We start from the raw sequence: 19,420 nt of genomic DNA, 5'->3' as shown, positions 1-19,420 counted from the left end.
CTCATAAAAATCCCCGCGCGGAATGTGTTCTGCGGCGGGGAACGTTTCAACCGTATGGTCTCCGCAAAGCTTCTCCGATGTCCAGAGACGCCGGAGACGTTTTTGCTTGCCGTTAGCTGTATACTTTGCTCTTATGCACTTCGCGCGTGATGTTGCCTCCGAGCAACCGGAACATCTCTTCGATCCGGTCGTAGCCCCTATCGATATGATGCACCTGCTCGACGACGGTACGGCCTTGGGCCGCCAATCCGGCGATGACGAGCGCGGCGCCCGCCCGCAGATCCGTCGCTTCGACGGTCGTTCCGTACAATTCCGGAACGCCGCGTATGAATGCGTTGTTCAGGTCGACCCGAATGTCGGCGCCCATGCGGCACAATTCGTCCACGTGCTTGAAACGCCCTTCGAAAATCGTTTCCTTCATGACGCTCACCCCGTCGGCCAGCGAAAGCAAAGTCATCACTTGCGCCTGCAGATCGGTCGGAAACGCGGGATACGGACTCGTTACGATTCGATCTACCGCGATCGGCCTCTTCGACGAGACGATTCTCATTATATCATTGCCCGACTCGATTTGAACACCTGCCCTGCGAAGGATGTGAACGAGCGAAGTCAAGTGCGCGGGTTGCGTATTCTCGAGCGTCACGTCTCCGCGCGAAGCCGCCGCGGCGACCATGACTGTTCCGCTGACGATGCGGTCGGGAATCACTTCGAAGTCGCAACCGCCGAGCGACTCGACGCCGTCGATCGTGAGCGTGTCAGTGCCGGCGCCTCTCACTTTCGCGCCCATCGTGTTCAGGAACTGCTGCAGATCTTGAATTTCCGGTTCCCTGGCGGCGCCGATGATCGTCGTCCGTCCGTTCGCCAGCACGGCGGCCATCATCATGTTCTCCGTGGCGCCGACGCTCGGGAAATCCAGGCTGATCTCGGTCCCCCTCAAACGCCGGGCCGTGCACACGATTCTGCTGCCCTTTTCTTCGATATGCGCGCCGAGCGCTTCGAGACCCCTCAGATGCAAATCGATTTTACGTTCGCCGATGGCGCAGCCGCCCGGCTGGTAAAGCTGTACTTCCCCGAAGCGCGCGAGCAGCGGCCCCATGAGAAATACCGAGGAACGCATTTTCCTCATCATCGTCTCCGGAATATGGGACGACGTCGCAAGCGACGTGTCGACGGAAACGACCGTCCCATCGTGACGGGCTTTGCACCCGAGATCCCGCAAGATGTCCAGCATCACCTCGATGTCGAGAAGACGGGGCACGTTGCGTATCGTCACTTTGCCTTCCGCGAGCAAACTGGCGGCCAAAATCGGCAATGCGGCATTTTTGGCTCCGTGGATACGAATGGTGCCCGAAAGCGGCTGTCCGCCTTCAATCACCAAATTGTCCAAGGGTTTCACCTCCGGGTTACCGCTCACCCAACAAGAGTACCTCCGGTATTAGCGTAATTCCGTTACGTTGTTCGATGATGGATTGCACTCGTCGGATGAGGGCTAGGACGTCCTCGGCCTTCGCTCCGCCATGGTTGACGATGAAGTTCGCGTGCACGGACGATACTTCGGCCGCGCCTTCGCGCATTCCCTTTAATCCGGCCGCTTCGATCAGCCTTGCGGCATGGTCGTTCGGCGGATTGCGGAACACGCTGCCAGCGCAGGCCATTTGCAGCGGTTGGGTTTTGCGGCGTCTGTCCTTGTAGGTCGCCATTGCCGCGGCGATCTCCTTGCGGTCTCCGGCTTCGAGTCCGAATACCGCCCGGGTCACGATCCCCCTCCGTTCCTGCAGCACGGAATGCCGGTAAGAAAACGACATCTCCGCTTTTCCGAGCGTTTCTCGACTTCCGTCTTCCCAGACGACGTCGGCCGACTGTAAGATACATGATACGTCCGAACCGTGGGCGCCGGCGTTCATGTACACGGCGCCGCCTACCGATCCGGGAATTCCCCCCGCGAATTCCAGACCGGTAAGTCCTTCCTTGCCGGCCATGACCGACAGCTTGATAAACGAATACGAGGCTCCCGCAACCACCGTACCGTCTTCGAACCGCACTTCGTCGAAACCGTCGCCTAGCTTGATGACGGCTCCCCGAATTCCCTTATCGGACACGAGCGTATTGGAGCCTCTGCCGAGCATGCACCACGGTACGCCTTCGCGACGCAAAAGCCGTAAAGCCTCCGCGAGTTCGTTCTCGTCGTCCGGGACGATAAACAGATCCGCGGGGCCTCCGATCTTCCACGTCGTATATCCGGCAAGCGGTTCGTTCATCCGCACATGGCCGATTCGCGCTTGTTCTAGCTCAGCGACCAATTGCTGCATGGCATTATCCTCCTAACGAAATCCTTCGGGGCTGCGCGTAGCCGTCGGTGCCGCCGCCGCTGGTCGGCCGTCACGATCACGCTGTATCTTATGACGTCCGGGCAAGGGTGGTGACAAACGCCTATTCGCGGCGCCTCTCGGAACTTGCTCTCGATTGCTTTATCTCTTTCCGCGAATGCGGACGATTTGCTCGTAAATATCGGATGCCGAACGCGGCATCCCCAGCGAACGCGAGGCTTTCGCCATGCGTTCCTTCTTCTCGGGGTCGCTTATAATGCCTGCGATTTTCTCGAAAAGAACGTTGCCGGTAAGGTCCCGCTCCAGAATCAACGTGCCCGCTCCCGCGTCAGACAAGCTGCGCGCGTTCGCTTCCTGGTGATTGTTCGTCACGTTCGGCGACGGGACGAGAATGGACGGAATGCCGAGGGACGTCACTTCCGCGAGGAAGGACGCGCCCGCCCGGCCGACGAACAACGACGCCGCGGCCAGCACGTCCGGCATATTGCCGACGTACGGCAGCACCGTCACGCGGTCCGCCGCGGACAACGCCTGGCGCTTGATAACGGCTTCCGCGTCGCGGAAGAAGCGCTCTCCCGTCACGAACACGTAATGGACGCCGTTCAGCTTGCCGAGCTGCGGCGCCATCTGAACGACCGCATCGTTCAGCGCGCGAGCTCCACCGCTACCGCCGACGACGAGAACGAACGGCGTTCCCGGCTTCAAGCCGAGCGACTCGAAGCCCGCCTCCTTGTCCGCGCCGAGCACCCTCGTCGCGCACGGATTACCCGCGTGGACGACGTCCGGGCATCGCTTGAACAACGGCACCGACTCCGCGAAGCTGACAGCGACGCCGTCCACGTAGCGGCTCAAAAACTTATTGGTCAAACCCGGCACGACATTCTGCTCGTGAATGAGCGTCGGAATGCCGAGCTTGGACGCGGCGTACACGACCGGTCCGCACACGTATCCACCTGTGCCGACGACGACGTCCGGCTTGAACGCCCTGAGCAGTTCCTTGGAACGCTTGACGCCTTTCATAAAACGCAAGACGGTCCGGACGTTCTCCAGAGAGAGAGAACGCCGGAACCCGGTAATTTCCACCGCTTCGAACGGAATGCCTTGTTCCGGAACGATTCGGCCTTCCAAGCCTCGGCCGGAGCCGATGTAAAGCGTCGAAGAGCCGGGCTCTCTTTCCGAAATTTCCCGGCCGATGGCCAGCGCGGGGTAAATATGGCCCCCGGTGCCTCCTCCGGTTAACACGACACGCATGTTCGTCACCTCGAATAACGGGATAAATTAAGCAAAAGGCCGAGCGCCGTCAACAGCAGCGTCAGCGACGAGCCTCCGTAGCTGACGAGAGGCAGCGTCACGCCCGTGATCGGGAGCATGCCGATGACGACGCCGACGTTGATGAGCACTTGAATGGCGAAAATGCCGACGATGCCCGTGGCGAGCAGGCTGCCGAACGGATCGGTAATCGTGATCGCCGTTCGCATCCCCCGCCAGATCAATAGCAGGAATAACAAGATAAGCAAGGAACCGCCGATGAAGCCAAGCTCTTCCGCCAAGATAGAGAAGATAAAGTCGGTTTGCGGCTCCGGCAAGTAATTGTATTTCTGACGGCTCATGCCTAGACCGAGTCCGACAAGGCCGCCCGGTCCGATCGCGTACAACGATTGGATCGACTGGTAGCCCGCGCCGAGCGGGTCTTGCCAAGGATCGAGGAAAGCGGTGATCCGCTGAAGCCTGTAAGGTGCCGCGGCGATTAACGCGCCGAGGCCCGCGACGCCCAGCAGCGCCAACCCGCCGAGATGGGCAAGCCTCGCGCCGGACACGTAAATCGCGAGCAGCGAAGCGCCGATCATGACCATGCCCGTGCCGAGATCCGGCTGCAGCATGATGAGTCCGAACGCGGCGCCGAGGATGGCCAATGGCGGCAATAGCCCTTTCGTGAAATGAGTGATATGGTTTTGCCGTTCCGAAAGGAACTTGGCGAGGAACAAAATCATCGCCAGCTTCGTGAACTCCGACGGCTGAATGACGAGAGACCCGATGCCGAGCCAGCTTCTCGCGCCGCCGCGCCACACCCCTACGCCCGGGATGAGCACGATGACGAGCAAACCGAAGCAGATCAGCAAACCGGGAACCGCCCATTTGCGCCATCTCGTATAATCCACGTTCATCGTGACGAACATGGCGACGACGCCGAGCGCGCCGAACACGACTTGCCTCTTGACGTAATAATACGAGTCCCCGTAATCGTGGAACGCCGCAACGGCGCTGGCGCTGTACACCATGACGACGCCGATGGCCAGAATGCCTATCGTGGCGGCGATCATCCATAAATCGGGAACGGAACGGGTTTTAGCCATGAACCGGACACCTCGCGGAATGCAAAAGTGGGGACGAGCCCCCTTTTACAACGTATGCGCCGATTGCTTAAAAATGCGGCCCCGTACTTCATAGGACGGGAACATGTCCCAGCTCGCGCACGCAGGCGACAGAAGCACGATGTCTCCCGGCCCGGCCATCGCGGCGGCTTCCGCCACCGCACGGCGCAACGTGCGCTCGGCGTCCTCTTCAGGTTCGACGATTGCGACGTTCGTTAAACCGGCGAGAGCCGCGATGCGCCCGAGTTTTTCCCGCGTTTCCCCGATCGCGGCCAATCCCTTCAGCCTGTCCCGGAAAATCGGCAGCAGCTCCATGTAGTCGGAGCCCCTGTCGAGCCCACCCGCGACGAGCACGAGCGGCGCCGGAAGCGAAAGGATCGACATCGTCGATGCCATCGGATTCGTCGCCTTGGAATCGTTGTAAAATTTCACGCCGCCGAAGGTGCCGACGAATTCGAGCCGGTGCTCGACCCCGCGGAAATCCCGAAGCGGCTCAATCAGCGCTTCCGGATCAGCACCTGCCGCTAGCGCGATGGCGATCGCCGCGATCGCGTTCGCCGTATTGTGCCGCCCCGGCAAGCCTAGCTCGTCAACGCGGAGAATACGTGTCCCGTTGCCCTCTATGTCCTTGTATACGATCCAACGTTCAAGCTCGGGCTCGCCTTCGGCCGGCTTCGTCGACGCGTACGGCGGTTCGATGCATACGCCATTCGTCAAGCTTCGCGTCACGGAGAACGGCAACAAACGCGCTTTCGCGTTTTGCGCAACCTTTCGGCACGTTTCGTCGTCTTCGTTGTACACCGCGATATCGTCCGCGGATTGGTTATCGAATATTTTCGCCTTGGAGCCGACGTAATCTTCCATCGTTCCATGGTAATCCAAGTGCGTCTCCGCGACGTTCAGCAAGCAAGCGATCCGAGGCCGGAAATCGGTCGTTCCCTTCAGTTGGAAGCTGCTCAGCTCGGCGACGAGCCAGCCGTCCGAGGCGACCTCGAGCGAGGCTTCGCTGAGCGGTCGCCCGATGTTGCCGGCGACGAGCGGCTTAAGGCCCGCCGCTTCTAGCAGTACGCCCGTGAGCGTCGTCGTCGTCGTCTTGCCGTTGGACCCCGTAATGCCGACGATCGGCGCCGGGGACAACTTGCCCGCCACTTCGACTTCCGTGACGATCTCGACGCCGAACCGCTGCGCGGCGACGACGGGAGGCGCCGAATACGGGATGCCCGGGTTCTTGACGAGCAACGCCGTGTCAGTTCCGACCAGATCGTCAGGATGATGGCCGCACACAACAGAAATGCCCAAAGCCGTCAATTCGTCGGCTTCGGGGCATTGATCCCGCTCTTTCTTGTCGTTAACGACGACGTCGGCGCCGAAGCCGTGAAATAGCTTCGCGGCCGCCACGCCGCTTCTTGCAAGGCCGAGAACGACGACGCGTCGCCCCCGGTACGATGTCAATTGCTCCATTGCGCTATAGCCCCTTTGCCTTAAACAATAGCAAGCCGGCCGCCGCGAGCAGCAAACCGACGAACCAGAACGTCGTCACGACGCGCCACTCGGACCATCCCGACAGCTCGAAATGGTGATGGATCGGGCTCATTTTGAACACCCGCTTGCCTCGCGTTTTGAAAGAGATGACTTGAATGATGACCGAAAGCATTTCCATGACGAACACGCCGCCGATAATGACGAGAAGCAGCTCGGTTTTCGTCAGGATCGCGACGGCCGCGATGCCGCCTCCAAGACCGAGTGAACCGATGTCGCCCATGAATATTTTCGCTGGATGCGCGTTATAGACGAGGAAACCTAGAACCGCTCCGACGACCGCCGCGCTGAACACGGCCGATTGCGGCTGCGTCGCCTCCACGGCGATGATCGCGAACGCCCCGAACGCCAAAGCGCTTGTCCCGGACAGAAGCCCGTCAAGGCCGTCCGTGAAGTTGACGGCGTTCGTCGAACCGAGGAACATGACGACGACGAGCAAATAATACGCCCAGCCGAGATCGACCGACCAGTCCGTTCCCGGCATGCCGACGACGGTGCTGTGGTCCATCTTATAGAGCAAAAAACAAAAAACGGCCGAGAACAGCAGCTGTCCGAACAGCTTCTGCTTCGCGGTCAAGCCGAGCGAGCGCTTGAATGCGATCTTGATATAATCGTCCAGAAAACCGACGAGGCCGAAGCCGAGGCAAGCCGTGATGAGCGCCCAGTATTCCAGTCCGCGGTCGGCGAACTTCAGGAACGCGAGCGTGAGCGCGACCAGAATGATAATGCCGCCCATCGTCGGGGTTCCCGTCTTTTTCAAATGCGTTTCCGGTCCGTCGGTGCGAACCTGCTGTCCGAATTTCAACCTGCGCAGAAGCGGAATGAACAGAGGCCCGAACAATACCGCGAGCACGAAGGAGACGCCTAGCGTCCAGAAGATCGATGCGTAGTCCATTTCGTTACCCCCTGTCCCCTTTCTGCAAAATCGTTACGATTTCTTCCATTTTCATACCCCTGGATGCTTTGACGAGCACGAGATCGTCCGGTCGTACCCGGGCGAGCAGCTCGTCAGCCAATTGATGTTTGTCCGCGTAATGTTTCGCCGCGCCCTCCGGGAAGTTGGCCGAAGCCGCCTCGAACCCGTTTTTGGATAAAGGTCCGTAGAAAAGTATTTCATCCGCCTTGGTAGAATCCACATAGGCGCCTACGCCGGCGTGCAAGGACGATTCGTCCGGTCCGAGCTCGAGCATGTCGCCCAGCGCGATCCACTTCCTGCCGTAGCCGGATAATCCCGCGACGAGGTCGATCGCCGCCCTGACGGAAGTCGGACTCGCGTTGTACGCGTCGTTCAGAATGATCGCGCCGTTCTTGGCGCGGCTCCGCTCGATGCGCATGCCGGTCAGCTTGGCGCTTTTCAGCCCTTCGCGGATGTCTTCCGGCGACAAGCCGAGAAGCTTGCCGACGACGATCGCCGCTAGCGCGTTCACCGCGTTATGCTTGCCCGGTACGGGGAGCTCGTACGTAAACTCGGCTTCGTCCGCATTCGCCGCGACGAAAGTCGTGCCTTCGGCGGAAACCGCGATGGAACGCGCGTTCCAATCGTTGGCCGAGCCTTCCCCGAACGTGATCTCGCGAAAGCCGCCAGCTCGTCTCTTGCCCGCAAGCTCCTCCGCAAGCAATGGCTCGTCGCCGTAATAGATGAGCGCGCCGCCCGGCTTGAGCCCGTCTACGATCTCGAGCTTCGCGCGGGCGATATTGCGCCTGGAGCCGAGCTGCAGCAGATGCGATTCCCCTACGTTGGTCACGACCGCGATATCAGGCCGGCCTATCGCGGAGAGAAGCGCGATTTCCCCTTCGCCGCTCATCCCCATCTCCAGCACGAGCGCTTCCGTGTCCGCGGGCGCGCCGAGGAGGGTGAGAGGCAGTCCGATATGATTATTGAAATTGCCTTCCGTCTTGTGCACGCGCAGCGCGGTGGACAGCACGGAGGAAATCAAATCTTTCGTCGTCGTCTTGCCGTTGCTTCCCGTCACGGCGACGACCTTCGCGCGCAGCGTGCCCGCGTAGCCGGAAGCGAGCGCCTGAAGCGCCGTCAGCGTATCGCCGACGAGGACGAGCGGAAATCCGCCGTCCGCGAGCTCCGCCGGCACCGGCACTCTCTCGTCCCATAGCGCGGCCGACGCTCCCGCGTCGCGCGCCGCCGTCGCGTAATCGTGCCCGTCGAAATTCTCGCCCCTGAGCGGAACGAATAACTGTCCCGGCTTGATCCGTCTCGTGTCCGTGGATATGCCGGCGAGCCTGAGACTTCCGTCTCCGGTATCTCCGACGGTTCCGACGGCTCCGGCCCATGCCGCGACGTCCCGTATCGTTGCCTGCATCACGAGCTTCGACCCCTTATCGCTTCTTTCGCCACGAGACGGTCATCGAAGTCGTGCGTCACTCCTCCGATGATCTGATACGTCTCGTGCCCTTTCCCCGCAATCAATACTACATCGCCGGGGCTTGCCATTTCAACCGCTTTTTCGATCGCGGCGCGCCTATTGGGCTCCAGCTCGTACCGGTCCTGCGATACGCCGTCCGCTTTCAAACCTTCCGCTATATCCGCCAGAATGGCTAGCGGATCCTCCGACCTGGGGTTATCGCTCGTCACGATCACCTTGTCGGCGAGCCGCGCGGCGATGCGTCCCATGATCGGGCGCTTCGTCCGGTCGCGGTCCCCGCCGCAGCCGAAGACGCAGATCACGTCGCCGGTCGCCAGCTCCTTGACCGCGTTCAGCACGTTCTCGAGGCCGTCCGGCGTATGCGCGTAATCGACGACGACGGCGTACGGCTGCCCTTCGTCGACCGGCTCGACGCGACCGGGCACGCCGGCGATGTTCTCGAGGCTCCGCAGCGCCTCGTCCAGCCCGATGCCTTCGCACAAGGCGGCGCCGAGCGCCGCTAAACTGTTGTAGACGTTAAACTTGCCGACGAGCCGCAGCTTCACGCTCCGGTTGCCGCGGAACGTCTCCAAGTCGAACGACGTTCCGCCGGCGGAGATGCGCACGTTCGTCGCCTTCAAGTGGGCGGGGCTCTCGATGCCGTACGTCACGACTTCGGCCGACGTCAGCTTCGCGAACGCGGCGGAAGCGCCGTCGTCGGCGTTCAGCACCGCGTAACTCCGTTCGGAAGGATGCTCGGCGTACGCGTTGCCCAGCCGCGAGAAAAACAACCCTTTCGCGTCCCGGTAAGCTTCCATCGTTACATGGTAGTCGAGATGGTCCTGCGTCAAGTTCGTAAAGACGGCCGTCCGGAACTTCGTTCCCTTCACGCGCCCTTGCTCCAGCGCGTGGGAACTCACTTCCATGACGCATCTCTCCGTGCCCGCATCGACCATCGCCTTGAACAGCTCCTGCAATTGAAGCACGTCCGGCGTCGTGCCGGACATCGGTACGCTCTCTCCGGCGTAACGCGCTTCGATCGTGCCGATGACGCCGGCCGCGACGCCCGCGTCCGTCCAGATGCGCTCGATCAGATAGGTCGTCGTCGTCTTTCCGTTCGTTCCCGTCACGCCGACGGGAAACAAGCGATGGGACGGCCTGCCGTGGAAACGGTCGGCAAGCTGGGCCATCGCCTGCCGGGCGTCCGGCACGACGAGCTGCGGAACGTCCAGCGGCAGCTCCTTCGTCACGACGAGCGCCGAAGCGCCCGCCGCGACCGCCTGGGGCGCGTAATCGTGCCCGTCGACCTTATATCCGGGCAAACAGAAAAACAAGCAGCCGGACGATGCCTTGCGGGAGTCCGATTGCAGCAAGCCGATCTCGACGGACGGATCGCCGACGATCCGGCATACGAGCAGTTGTTGCGATAATTCGTTAAGTTTCATGGCTACCGGCCTCCAGACGATCTCTACTCTCTTGAACAACGTACCATCATTATGGTCCAACGACTCCCTCTCATTCAAGAGGATGAACAAACTTTAATGCTGCGCCTTCGCCTCGGCTACTCCGACGCTCCCAAATAGATTCGGATGACGGAGCCTTGCTCGACCTTCGCTCCCGCGGCAGGAGCCTGGCGAAGAACGGTGCTGCCGCTGCCCGAAGCGGACAGCTGGAAGTTCTGGTTCATGTCCTCGTACAGATCCGATACGGTCTTGCCGACGAGGTTGGGAACGGTCACGTATTTGACGAGATCGGTAGGTTTGTATTTTTTGTCCACTTGCGTTTTCCGAGGTTGAATGCCCATGTACGGAAGCGCGTCGGACATGATGTTGCGTACGATCGGGGCGGCGACGAGTCCCCCGAATTGGATGCCCTGCGGATTGTCGACGGCGACGTAGACGACGAGCTGCGGATCGTCCGCCGGCGCGAAGCCGATGAACGACACGATATGCTCGTTCGGGGAGTAGCGGCCGTTCACGACCTTCTGGGCGGTCCCCGTCTTGCCTCCGACGCGGTAACCGTCGAGGAACGCCTTGCCCCCCGTTCCTTCGGCGACGACTTTCTCGAGCGCCTCCCGGACTTTCTTGGACGTCTCCGGACTGATCACTTCCCGGACAAGCTCGGGCTGCGTCTGCTCGAGCACGAGGCCGGTGTTCGGTTGAATCCACGATTGGGAGACGAACGGCTTATACAGCTTTCCGCCGTTGATCGCGGCCGATACCGCGGCGATCTGCTGGATCGGCGTGACCGATACGCCTTGGCCGAAAGCCGTCGTCGCGAGCTCTACCGGGCCGACCTGGCTCGGCTTGAACATAATGCCGTTCTCCTCGCCCTGCAAGTCGATGCCGGTCTTCTTGCCGAACCCGAACGCGCTAATAAAAGAAAACAATTTTTCTTTGCCGAGCCGCTGGCCGAGCAGCACGAATCCCGGGTTGCACGAGTTCTCGACGACTTCGAGGAACGTCTGACTGCCGTGTCCTCCCGGCTTCCAGCAACGTAGCTTCGCCCCCGCCACCTCGATGGAGCCCGGATCGTAGAAATGCTCGTGCTCGAGGTCGACTTTGCCTTCCTGAAGAGCCGCGGCGAGCGTAATGATCTTGAACGTCGATCCGGGCTCGTAAGTCATCCAGATCGGCAGGTTGCGGTTGTACACTTCCGTCGGCACTTCCTGGTACTTATCCGGCTCGAACGTCGGACGGCTGCCCATCGCCAGCACTTCCCCGGTGTTCGGATTCATCGCGATCGCGATGACGTCTTTCGCCTGGTACTGCAGCATCGCCTGGTCGAGTTCCCGCTCGACGATCGATTGGATCGTCTGGTCGATCGTCAGTTGCAACGTAAGCCCGTCCTGCGGCGCTTCGAATTTGTTCGTCGAATTCGGCATTGTGCGTCCCGCCGCGTCCACCAACTGGGAGATGTTCCCTTTCGCTCCGAGCAGCCTCTTGTCGTAACGAAGCTCCAAGCCGGTGAGGCCTTGGTTATAGCTGCCGGTAAACCCGAGAACATGAGCGGCCAAATTGCCGAACGGATAATAGCGTTTGTTGTCTTCGGCCACGACGATGCCAGGCAACTCCAGCGCGGTGATCTCCTGCACCTTCGCCTCGGTCAGCTTGCGGCCTCCCGGCTTGAGCTCGACGCTGGACGCGCTCTTCGACAGCAGCTTGAACAACGAGTCCTCCGACATGGCGAGCGGTCCGGCGAGCCGGCGAGCCGTCTCCCTCTTGTCGACGACTTGGATCGGAATCGCGTAGACGGTCGGCGCGCTCACGTTATAGGCGAGCTTCGTGCCGTTGCGGTCGACGATTTCGCCCCTCTTCGCCTGGAACGGAATGTTGCGCCGCCACGAGTCCTCGGCCTTCTTCGCGATCTCTTCCCCTTTGACCAGTTGCACGTAACCTAACCGGACGACGAGCGCTCCGAACGCGAACACCGCGAACACGAGCGCGACGTACAGTCTTTTGCGAACGGTGACCTGCGAAATTTTCACAAGAAAAAACCCCCTCCGAGGGAACGTCTGGACGTGCTTTCGCCTAGTTCCAGACTATTCCCGCTTCGAGGGGGTTAGAACAAGCCCTCAGCCTTCCGGCGAAGCCCCTTCGGACGCACCCAAATCGGGCGGTTCCGAAGGAGACGCCGCGGGTTCGTTCGCGGGTGCGAGCTTGATTTGCAAAATCCATTTGCCTTCGGCGTTCTTGACGGCCTTCTGGCCGACGACGTAACCTTCGCCTTCGACCGTGAACGCGACCTTCAGCAGCATGCACATTTCCATCGCGTCTCTTAAGCTCAGCCCTTTCAGCTCGGGCACGTTGCCGGGTTTCGTGTCCGTCAGCAAATAAATCCGTTGCGTCGACGGCAGCACGCTTCCCGCCTTCGGCAGCTGCTGCAGCACCTTCGAGCCACTGCCGTGCACCCCGACCGGGAACTTGCCTTGCTTGAGCCGGTCCTTCGCCTGCGCGACGGTCATTCCGGTCACGTCCGGCACAATCGCCGTCACGTCGTCGGTATTTCCGGTATTTTCCGGGGTTCCGGAAGCTTTGCCCGCTTCCTCTTCCTTCGGTAAATTCGGCTTAATGCCCAGATGCTTCAGCGACTTGCCCATGATGTCCTTGAAGATCGGCCCGGCGATCGCGCCGCCGCCCGCGTTGTCGACTTGAGGCTCGTCGACGACGATATACAAGACGACCTTCGGATTCTCGACCGGCGCGTAACCGATGAAGGAAACGACGTAACGGTCTTTGGAATATTCGCTCTTGCCCGTTTCCTCGTTCTTGACGACCTTCTGCGCCGTCCCCGTCTTGCCCGCGATCCGATAACCGGGAATGAACGCGCTTTTGCCCGTGCCGATTTCCTTGTCGCTGACGACCGTCTCGAGGTACTCGCCGACTTGGCGGGACGCCGCATCGGAGATCACTTGCCGAACGACTTGCGGTTCCGTCACTTGCTTCTCTCCCGTGGCCGGATCGCTGATCGACTTGACGATATGCGGCACCATCAGCTTCCCGCCGTTCGCGACGGCCGCGACGGCCGTCACTTGCTGGATCGGCGTGACGAGCACGCTGCCTTGGCCGAACGTCGCGCGGGCGACGTCGCTGGGCCATTGCAGATTGACGGAACGGGAACCTTCGTTAGGCAGCTCGATGCCCGTTTTCTGTCCGAAGCCGAAATTATTGATGTATTTCACGAGCTTCTCCTTGCCGAGCATCTCGTAGCCGAGCTTAACGAACGCGACGTTACTGGAATGCTTCAGCCCGTCCAAGTACGAGATTTCGCCCCATCCCGATCCGTTATGGTCGCGGATCGTCGGAACGTTCTTGAAGCTGATCGACCCGGACTTGTATTTGTCGTCCGGCTTGAATAGCCCTTCTTGCACCGCGGCGGCGAGCGTCACGATCTTGAACGTGGAGCCCGGCTCGTACAGCGACTGGATGCTGTTGTCCCTGAACGCCGCTTGGTCTTTCGCCTTCTCCCAGTACAGGTTCGGATTATAATCCGGCAAGCTCGCCATCCCCAAGATTTCCATCGTAGACGGATCCGCCGCGATGGCCGTGATGCTGATCGGCTTGTATTTTTCGAAGGCCGCCCGGAGAGCTTCTTCGATGTAATATTGAATATCCAGGTCGATCGTCAGCGTCACCGTCTTACCGTCCACCGGTTGCTTGTATTCGAGCTGTCCGTTCGGCAGCTGCGTGCGTTCGCCGTCCTTCTGGTATTTCATGAAACCCGGCGTCCCGCTCAGTTGATCGTTGAGCTTCTTCTCGAGCCCGGCGATCGCGTTGCCCTCCTTATCCTCGTAACCTAGAATATGGGAAGCGAGCGAGTCGTTCGGGTAGTAGCGCTTCTGCTCGTTCATGAAATACAAGCCGATGTTGTCGACTCCGGTCAGCTTGCGCATTTCCGTCCGGAACGCCGCCAACCGGTCCATGACCGATTTGTCGATTTTCCAGCCGTCCGGCCGGATTTCCCGCTGAGCGCGCAGTTCTCCGTTATCTTTCTTCGACGCGATCATCTTGCGAAGATCGTCTTCCGAAGTGCCGAGCACCGCGTGAAGCTTCGAGACGATTTGGTCCGTCAATCTCCACTCGGGGTGGTCCTTCTCGAGCTCGGCGATCCGCTTCGGTCCGACGGCCACCGTGTAGGCGAGGGCGTCGGCGGCCAGCACTTTGCCGTCCCGGTCGAGCAGCTTGCCCCGCTCCTGCGGCAACGTTTCGCTCGTGATCCACGTTTTCATCGCCTGTTCTGTCCAGAAATCGGCTTTCACGACCTGAACCCAATACACTCTTACGATAATACCAAGAAAAAGGAGGGTAATTAACCCTCCCGTCAGCAACGTCCGAAGCTTTATCCTTTTCGTCATGCTTTTGCCCTCGACTTTCCCGACGGACTATCGGTTCATCGCGACGGCGTTGGCGTCGTTGCCGGCCGCCGCCTTGATCTCGTTGCCCGCGATCGGCACTAGCCCTTTTTCGCTTGCCCATGCCGTAAATCTTTCAGGGTCGCTCAGCCGTTCGACTTCCTTTTGAAGCTCCTTCGACTGCTCCGTCGCGAGCTCTATCGCGCGATTCTTCTCTTGCACTTCGCCGTTGATCTGATAGATTTGCGCATAGCGGAAAATAACGAAACTCGCGACGAACACGACGGCCGCGACCGCGGCCAAATACAGCAGCTTCTCGCCGATCGGAATCGTGCGGCGCCGAACGGCTTTCGATTTGACCGGGTCGCGGCGCACGGCCGGCTGTTCGCGGCGTTCGCGTTCTTCTACCCGTTCCGGGCGCAAAGCCAAGTTTCCGTAATATGCCATCTGTCGGTACCCCTCTCTCGTTTGTGTTTTATTGGGAGCTCTGTTTTCAGAGCTTCTCTGCGACTCTTAGTTTGGAAGAACGGGCCCTCGGGTTCGCTTCCAATTCTTCTTCCGTCGGCAAGATCGGTTTGCGCGGCGTGAGCCTGAGCCGTCCGTTGCCTCCGCCGCATACGCATAACGGAAAATCCGGAGGGCAGCTGCAGCTGGCGACTTCCTTGGCGAAAGTCGTCTTGCATATGCGATCTTCGAGCGAGTGGAACGTAATGACCGCCGCCCTTCCCCCTGGCTTCAAGCAGTCGATCGTCTGGTCGAGCGCGTCTTGGAAAGCGCCGAGCTCATCGTTGACCGCGATGCGAAGCGCCTGGAACGAACGCTTGGCGGGATGTCCCCCCGTTCGCCTCGTCGCCGCCGGAATCGAATATTTGACGATCTCCGCCAGCCTGCCGGTCGTCTCGATGGGAGACTTCGACCGTTCCTTGACGATGTTCGAAGCGATCTTCCTCGCGAATTTCTCTTCGCCGTAATCTCTCAGGATGTTCGAGATTTCCCGTTCGTCCCATTCGTTGACGATTTCTTTCGCGGTAAGCGATTCGTCCCGGTCCATCCTCATGTCCAATTCGGCGTCGTGGTTATAGCTGAAGCCGCGGTCGGCTTCGTCGAGCTGCGGACTGGATACGCCGAGATCGAACAAGATGCCGTCGACTTGCGGAACGCCGTCTTTCTCTTCGACGCCCGCTTGACGCAGCGCCGCCTTCAAGTGCCGGAAGTTGCTTTTCACCAGCGTCACGATATTGCCGTAAGGCGCAAGCCGCACGCGAGCGTTGGCAAGTGCGGCGTCGTCCTGATCGAGGGCGATCAAACGCCCGTTCGGACCGAGCTTGGAAGCGATCAATTCGCTATGCCCGGCGCCTCCGAGCGTGCAGTCGACGTATACGCCGTCCGGGGAAATGTTGAGCGCCTCTACGGATTGTTCTTTCAATACGGTCACGTGGTGAAACATGGCTGTTGCCTCCCGGCACCCGGATTCGGGCCCGTCTTTCTTGTTTATGTATGGTTGCAGATGTTGTAAGCGGCTTAAAGAGGTAGTTCAAAAAGTCCGATTTTGATCACGAAGCGATTCAAGAAGTCTATTCGGCATCGAATCTTGAATTCAGCCGGGACTTCCGGTTCTCACGTAGGTTCGCCTACGCTCCGATCCTCATTCCCTAGCTTCTTTCAACCTTCTCGGTGCTGAAAATCGAACTTTTTGAACTCGTACGTTAGAAGTTAAAATCGAAATCGACGAGCTTCTCGGCGATCTCGTTGAAGGAGTCGGCGGACGATCGGGAATATTCCTCCCAAGTCGCCTTGTCCCAAATCTCCATCCGGCTCGATACGCCGATGACGGTGCATTCCTTGTCCAGCTTGGCGTATTCGCGCAAATGGCTGGGCACGTTTACCCTTCCCTGTTTATCCCACTCGCATTCGGACGCCCCGGCGAACAACAGCCTGGAGAACGCCCTGGCGTTGGCGGCCATGGAGGGCAAGCTTTTCATTTTCTGTTCGAGCTGGGTCCATTCCGAACGGGGATAGACGAACAAGCAGCCGTCCAAACCGCGGGTGACGATAAAGTCCGTGCCGAGAGCTTCGCGGAATTTCGCCGGGATCGTAATGCGTCCCTTGTCGTCGATGCTGTGCTGAAATTCCCCCAGAAACATAAGCTCTCCACACCTCCCCCATCTTTACCCACTTTTCACCACTTTGGACCACTTATGATGATTATTCGCCCCATAAAATAAAAATCCTGCCGCTTGGGCAGGATTTCGAAAAATATTTTAGGGGATTAACGACCCCCGTCTTCCGGCTCTTCCGTTTCTTCTTTGCGCTCGATGCCGGTATTGTCGTCCCGGGCGTCCGGTTCGGCGTTCCCCGCCGGAGGAACGGCGTTGTTCCATGACTTCCGGCGCTCCTCCGACAGACGCTTCCGCGACGCCGAACGGCGACGGACGGCGACGTAGGCCGGAATGCCCACGACGGCGACGACGATCAGGACGGGGAGCAAGGCGGCCAGCACGATCAGGATGCCTTCGCCGAATTTGCGCAACACGTTCGCGCTGCCCGACAACGCGTCGGAAAGCTTGTCGCCGAAGCCTTTGTCCTTCTCTTCTTCCTTGACTTCCGTCTTCGGTTCCAATCCTGTCGCCTGGTAGAGCCGCAGGCTGATCGTGGAGAACGCGACGTTCTGGTCCAGGAAACGGACTCTTCCTTTGATCTGCTCGATTTCTTCCTGTACTTGGGCGAGCTCGTTCGAGAAGCGGACGAGATCGTCGGTTTTCGTCGCCTTGTCCATGAAGGCGAGCAGCCTCGCTTCGACGACCTGCTTCGCCTTCAGGCGCGAAGCGAGATCGACGTATTCTTCGGTCACGTCGCTGCCTTCGACTTGGCGCTGGAAGTCCAAGCTCTTGATCTTCTGCAATCGGCCGAGGAACGACGAGAACCCTTCGGACGGCACTTTGATGACGTAGGTCGCGCCGACCTCGTCGACGTTGCGGCTATCGGAGAATTGCAGCACGTAAGCGCCGGACAGATGGATCAAGTCCGTCAGCTGCACTTCCGCGGTTTTGAACTGTTCGACCTTCATGACGAGGTTTGCCTTGTAGATGACTTTCCGGTCGAAGCCTGCGTTCGCGTCCGCGATCTGGCCGATGCCGGCCGTGCCGGCTTCGCCGGAGCCGGAAGCGGATGCGGCCGTCGTCGACGCCGAAGCAACCGGTTCGGAGGAAGACATCGCCTCCTGGTCAGGAGCAGCGGCTTCCGCCGCGGGGGCAGCCTCCGAGAATGCCGCGTTCGCTTGATCCCCGTTCACTTGCTTTAGCTCCATCGCATCCGCCATCGGCGCATCCGCTTTCCCGCTGTCGCTATCGTCGTTGGACCCGCTGCAAGCGGCAAGCCCCAGCGCAAGCAATAATGCAATGGCGAGAAGCATCGTGCGGCGAATCGATCGGACCGTCGTCTCTTTCATTCCAATCTCCCCTTTTCGTTTTCTACTACCCTAAACGCAAAAGAAGTGGAATTTGTTACCTACGCTAAGAAAAACTTCTAACGAAATCTTTCGATTGCATACGAAAATAATAAAAATCCCGTTCGCTCGAAGCGAAACGGGATTTCTGTTATATCCGTCAGGCAGTCGGCTTCAGTGGGAAGCCCAGCTGTCTAAGTAAGCCTTCTGTTCGTCGGATAACGTATCTATCGTAATGCCAAGGGACTGCAGCTTCGTGCGGGCGACGAGCTCGTCGAGCTCGTACGGCACGTTGACGACTTGGCTGCCGATTTTCTCGTAATTCTCGTTTACGTAACGAAGCGCCATCGCCTGCAACGCGAAAGTCATGTCCATGATTTCCGCCGGATGGCCGTCGCCGGCCGCCAGGTTGACGAGTCTTCCTTCGGCGAGAACGTAAATTTTGCGTCCGTCTTTCAGGACGTACTCTTCGATGTTGCGGCGCACGACGCGTTTGGACACCGACATGGCCGCCAGCTCGACCAGATTCACTTCGATATCGAAGTGGCCGGCGTTGGACAGAATCGCGCCGTCTTTCATGTTCGCGATGTGCGCGCCGCGAATGACGTCCTTATTGCCGGTTACCGTCACGAAGAACTCGCCGACTTTCGCCGCGTCATCCATCGACAATACGGTAAAGCCGTCCATGTAAGCTTCTACGGCGCGGATCGCGTCCACTTCCGTGACGACGACGTTCGCTCCGAGCCCTTTCGCCCGCATCGCGACGCCTTTGCCGCACCAGCCGTAGCCGTTCACGACGACGGTTTTGCCCGCGACGACGAGGTTCGTCGTCCGGTTGATGCCATCCCATACCGATTGCCCGGTTCCGTAACGGTTATCGAATAAATATTTGCAGTAAGCGTCGTTGACCGCGACCATCGGGAATTTCAACGAGCCGTCCTTCTCCATCGCCTTCAGGCGAAGGATGCCGGTCGTCGTCTCTTCCGCGCCGCCTCGCACTTGCGCCAGCAAGTCCTGGCGCTCCGAATGCAAGATCGATACGAGATCGCCGCCGTCGTCGATGATGAGATCGGGCTTCGTCTCGAGCGTCTTGACCATCAGATCTTTGTATTCCTGCGGGTCCGGATTATATTTCGCGTACACCGCGATGCCGTCTTCGACGAGCGCCGCGCATACGTCGTCCTGCGTGGACAGCGGATTGCTGCCGGTAATGACGACTTCCGCGCCTCCGGCTTGCACCACTTTGGCCAAATAAGCCGTCTTCGCTTCGAGATGAAGGGAGATCGCAACCCGCAGCCCTTTGAAAGGCTGATCGCGCTCGAACTCCTTGCGGATCTCGTTCAGCACGGGCATATGCGCCTGTACCCAATCGATTTTCAATTTTCCTTCGGGTGCCAGCGACGGATCCCGCACGATGCTGTTCAATTGCGTCTTCATTAATTAATTCCTCCGTATCGTTGATGTCTAATTATTATAAAATTAATTTTCATAAAGTTCGGTTTTCAGCACCGAGAAGGTTGGATAAA

15 protein-coding genes are annotated in these 19,420 nt (G+C 59.5%); all 15 read right to left on the bottom strand.

The features are described 5' to 3' along the window. Positions 1 to 112 precede the first annotated feature (112 nt). Positions 113 to 1,387 carry a UDP-N-acetylglucosamine 1-carboxyvinyltransferase gene (gene murA / locus ACFPPD_RS00425; protein ID WP_209747586.1) on the bottom strand — a complete coding sequence of 425 codons (1,275 nt, stop codon included), beginning with the start codon at positions 1,385 to 1,387 and terminating at the stop codon, positions 113 to 115. Between the two features lie 16 nt (positions 1,388 to 1,403). Continuing rightward, complete coding sequence (gene murB, locus ACFPPD_RS00420; RefSeq protein WP_209747584.1) at positions 1,404 to 2,309, bottom strand: UDP-N-acetylmuramate dehydrogenase; 906 nt, start codon at positions 2,307 to 2,309, stop codon at positions 1,404 to 1,406. Between the two features lie 159 nt (positions 2,310 to 2,468). Then, on the bottom strand, positions 2,469 to 3,578 hold the full coding sequence (gene murG / locus ACFPPD_RS00415) for an undecaprenyldiphospho-muramoylpentapeptide beta-N-acetylglucosaminyltransferase (RefSeq protein WP_209747582.1): 1,110 nt from the start codon (positions 3,576 to 3,578) through the stop codon (positions 2,469 to 2,471). 5 nt (positions 3,579 to 3,583) lie between these two features. Further along, a complete protein-coding gene (spoVE, locus tag ACFPPD_RS00410) occupies positions 3,584 to 4,681 on the bottom strand; it encodes a stage V sporulation protein E (RefSeq protein WP_209747580.1) in 1,098 nt (365 codons plus the stop codon). A gap of 45 nt (positions 4,682 to 4,726) precedes the next feature. Further along, the gene (gene murD / locus ACFPPD_RS00405; protein WP_209747578.1) at positions 4,727 to 6,160 is read right to left on the bottom strand and encodes a UDP-N-acetylmuramoyl-L-alanine--D-glutamate ligase; all 1,434 of its coding nucleotides are present in this window, start codon (positions 6,158 to 6,160) and stop codon (positions 4,727 to 4,729) included. Between the two features lie 4 nt (positions 6,161 to 6,164). Beyond that, positions 6,165 to 7,133, bottom strand: coding sequence for a phospho-N-acetylmuramoyl-pentapeptide-transferase (mraY, locus tag ACFPPD_RS00400; RefSeq protein ID WP_209747576.1), 969 nt, complete (start codon positions 7,131 to 7,133; stop codon positions 6,165 to 6,167). Positions 7,134 to 7,137: 4 nt separating this feature from the next. Further along, complete coding sequence (locus tag ACFPPD_RS00395) at positions 7,138 to 8,556, bottom strand: UDP-N-acetylmuramoyl-tripeptide--D-alanyl-D-alanine ligase (RefSeq protein WP_378081021.1); 1,419 nt, start codon at positions 8,554 to 8,556, stop codon at positions 7,138 to 7,140. Further along, complete coding sequence (locus ACFPPD_RS00390; protein ID WP_209747572.1) at positions 8,556 to 10,043, bottom strand: UDP-N-acetylmuramoyl-L-alanyl-D-glutamate--2,6-diaminopimelate ligase; 1,488 nt, start codon at positions 10,041 to 10,043, stop codon at positions 8,556 to 8,558. The genes ACFPPD_RS00395 and ACFPPD_RS00390 overlap by 1 nt, the downstream gene beginning before the upstream one ends. A gap of 116 nt (positions 10,044 to 10,159) precedes the next feature. After that, positions 10,160 to 12,085, bottom strand: coding sequence for a stage V sporulation protein D (locus tag ACFPPD_RS00385; RefSeq protein WP_209747570.1), 1,926 nt, complete (start codon positions 12,083 to 12,085; stop codon positions 10,160 to 10,162). An 87-nt stretch (positions 12,086 to 12,172) separates the two neighbouring features. After that, on the bottom strand, positions 12,173 to 14,452 hold the full coding sequence (locus tag ACFPPD_RS00380) for a penicillin-binding transpeptidase domain-containing protein (RefSeq protein ID WP_209747568.1): 2,280 nt from the start codon (positions 14,450 to 14,452) through the stop codon (positions 12,173 to 12,175). A gap of 27 nt (positions 14,453 to 14,479) precedes the next feature. After that, positions 14,480 to 14,896: a cell division protein FtsL gene (gene ftsL, locus ACFPPD_RS00375; protein ID WP_209747565.1), complete on the bottom strand. Its 417-nt coding sequence runs from the start codon at positions 14,894 to 14,896 to the stop codon at positions 14,480 to 14,482. A gap of 46 nt (positions 14,897 to 14,942) precedes the next feature. Beyond that, the gene (gene rsmH / locus ACFPPD_RS00370) at positions 14,943 to 15,896 is read right to left on the bottom strand and encodes a 16S rRNA (cytosine(1402)-N(4))-methyltransferase RsmH (protein WP_209747563.1); all 954 of its coding nucleotides are present in this window, start codon (positions 15,894 to 15,896) and stop codon (positions 14,943 to 14,945) included. A gap of 259 nt (positions 15,897 to 16,155) precedes the next feature. Beyond that, positions 16,156 to 16,593: a division/cell wall cluster transcriptional repressor MraZ gene (mraZ, locus tag ACFPPD_RS00365; protein WP_209747561.1), complete on the bottom strand. Its 438-nt coding sequence runs from the start codon at positions 16,591 to 16,593 to the stop codon at positions 16,156 to 16,158. Between the two features lie 125 nt (positions 16,594 to 16,718). Further along, positions 16,719 to 17,897 carry a DUF4349 domain-containing protein gene (locus ACFPPD_RS00360; RefSeq protein ID WP_209747559.1) on the bottom strand — a complete coding sequence of 393 codons (1,179 nt, stop codon included), beginning with the start codon at positions 17,895 to 17,897 and terminating at the stop codon, positions 16,719 to 16,721. Between the two features lie 171 nt (positions 17,898 to 18,068). Further along, positions 18,069 to 19,331, bottom strand: coding sequence for an adenosylhomocysteinase (locus tag ACFPPD_RS00355; protein ID WP_209747557.1), 1,263 nt, complete (start codon positions 19,329 to 19,331; stop codon positions 18,069 to 18,071). Positions 19,332 to 19,420 lie beyond the last annotated feature (89 nt).

It is taken from the genome of Cohnella suwonensis (assembly GCF_042655365.1).
GTDB lineage: Bacteria > Bacillota > Bacilli > Paenibacillales > Paenibacillaceae > Cohnella > Cohnella suwonensis.
The sequence above is the reverse complement of the archived record's forward strand: the minus strand, read 5'-3'. Positions and strand labels throughout refer to the sequence as shown.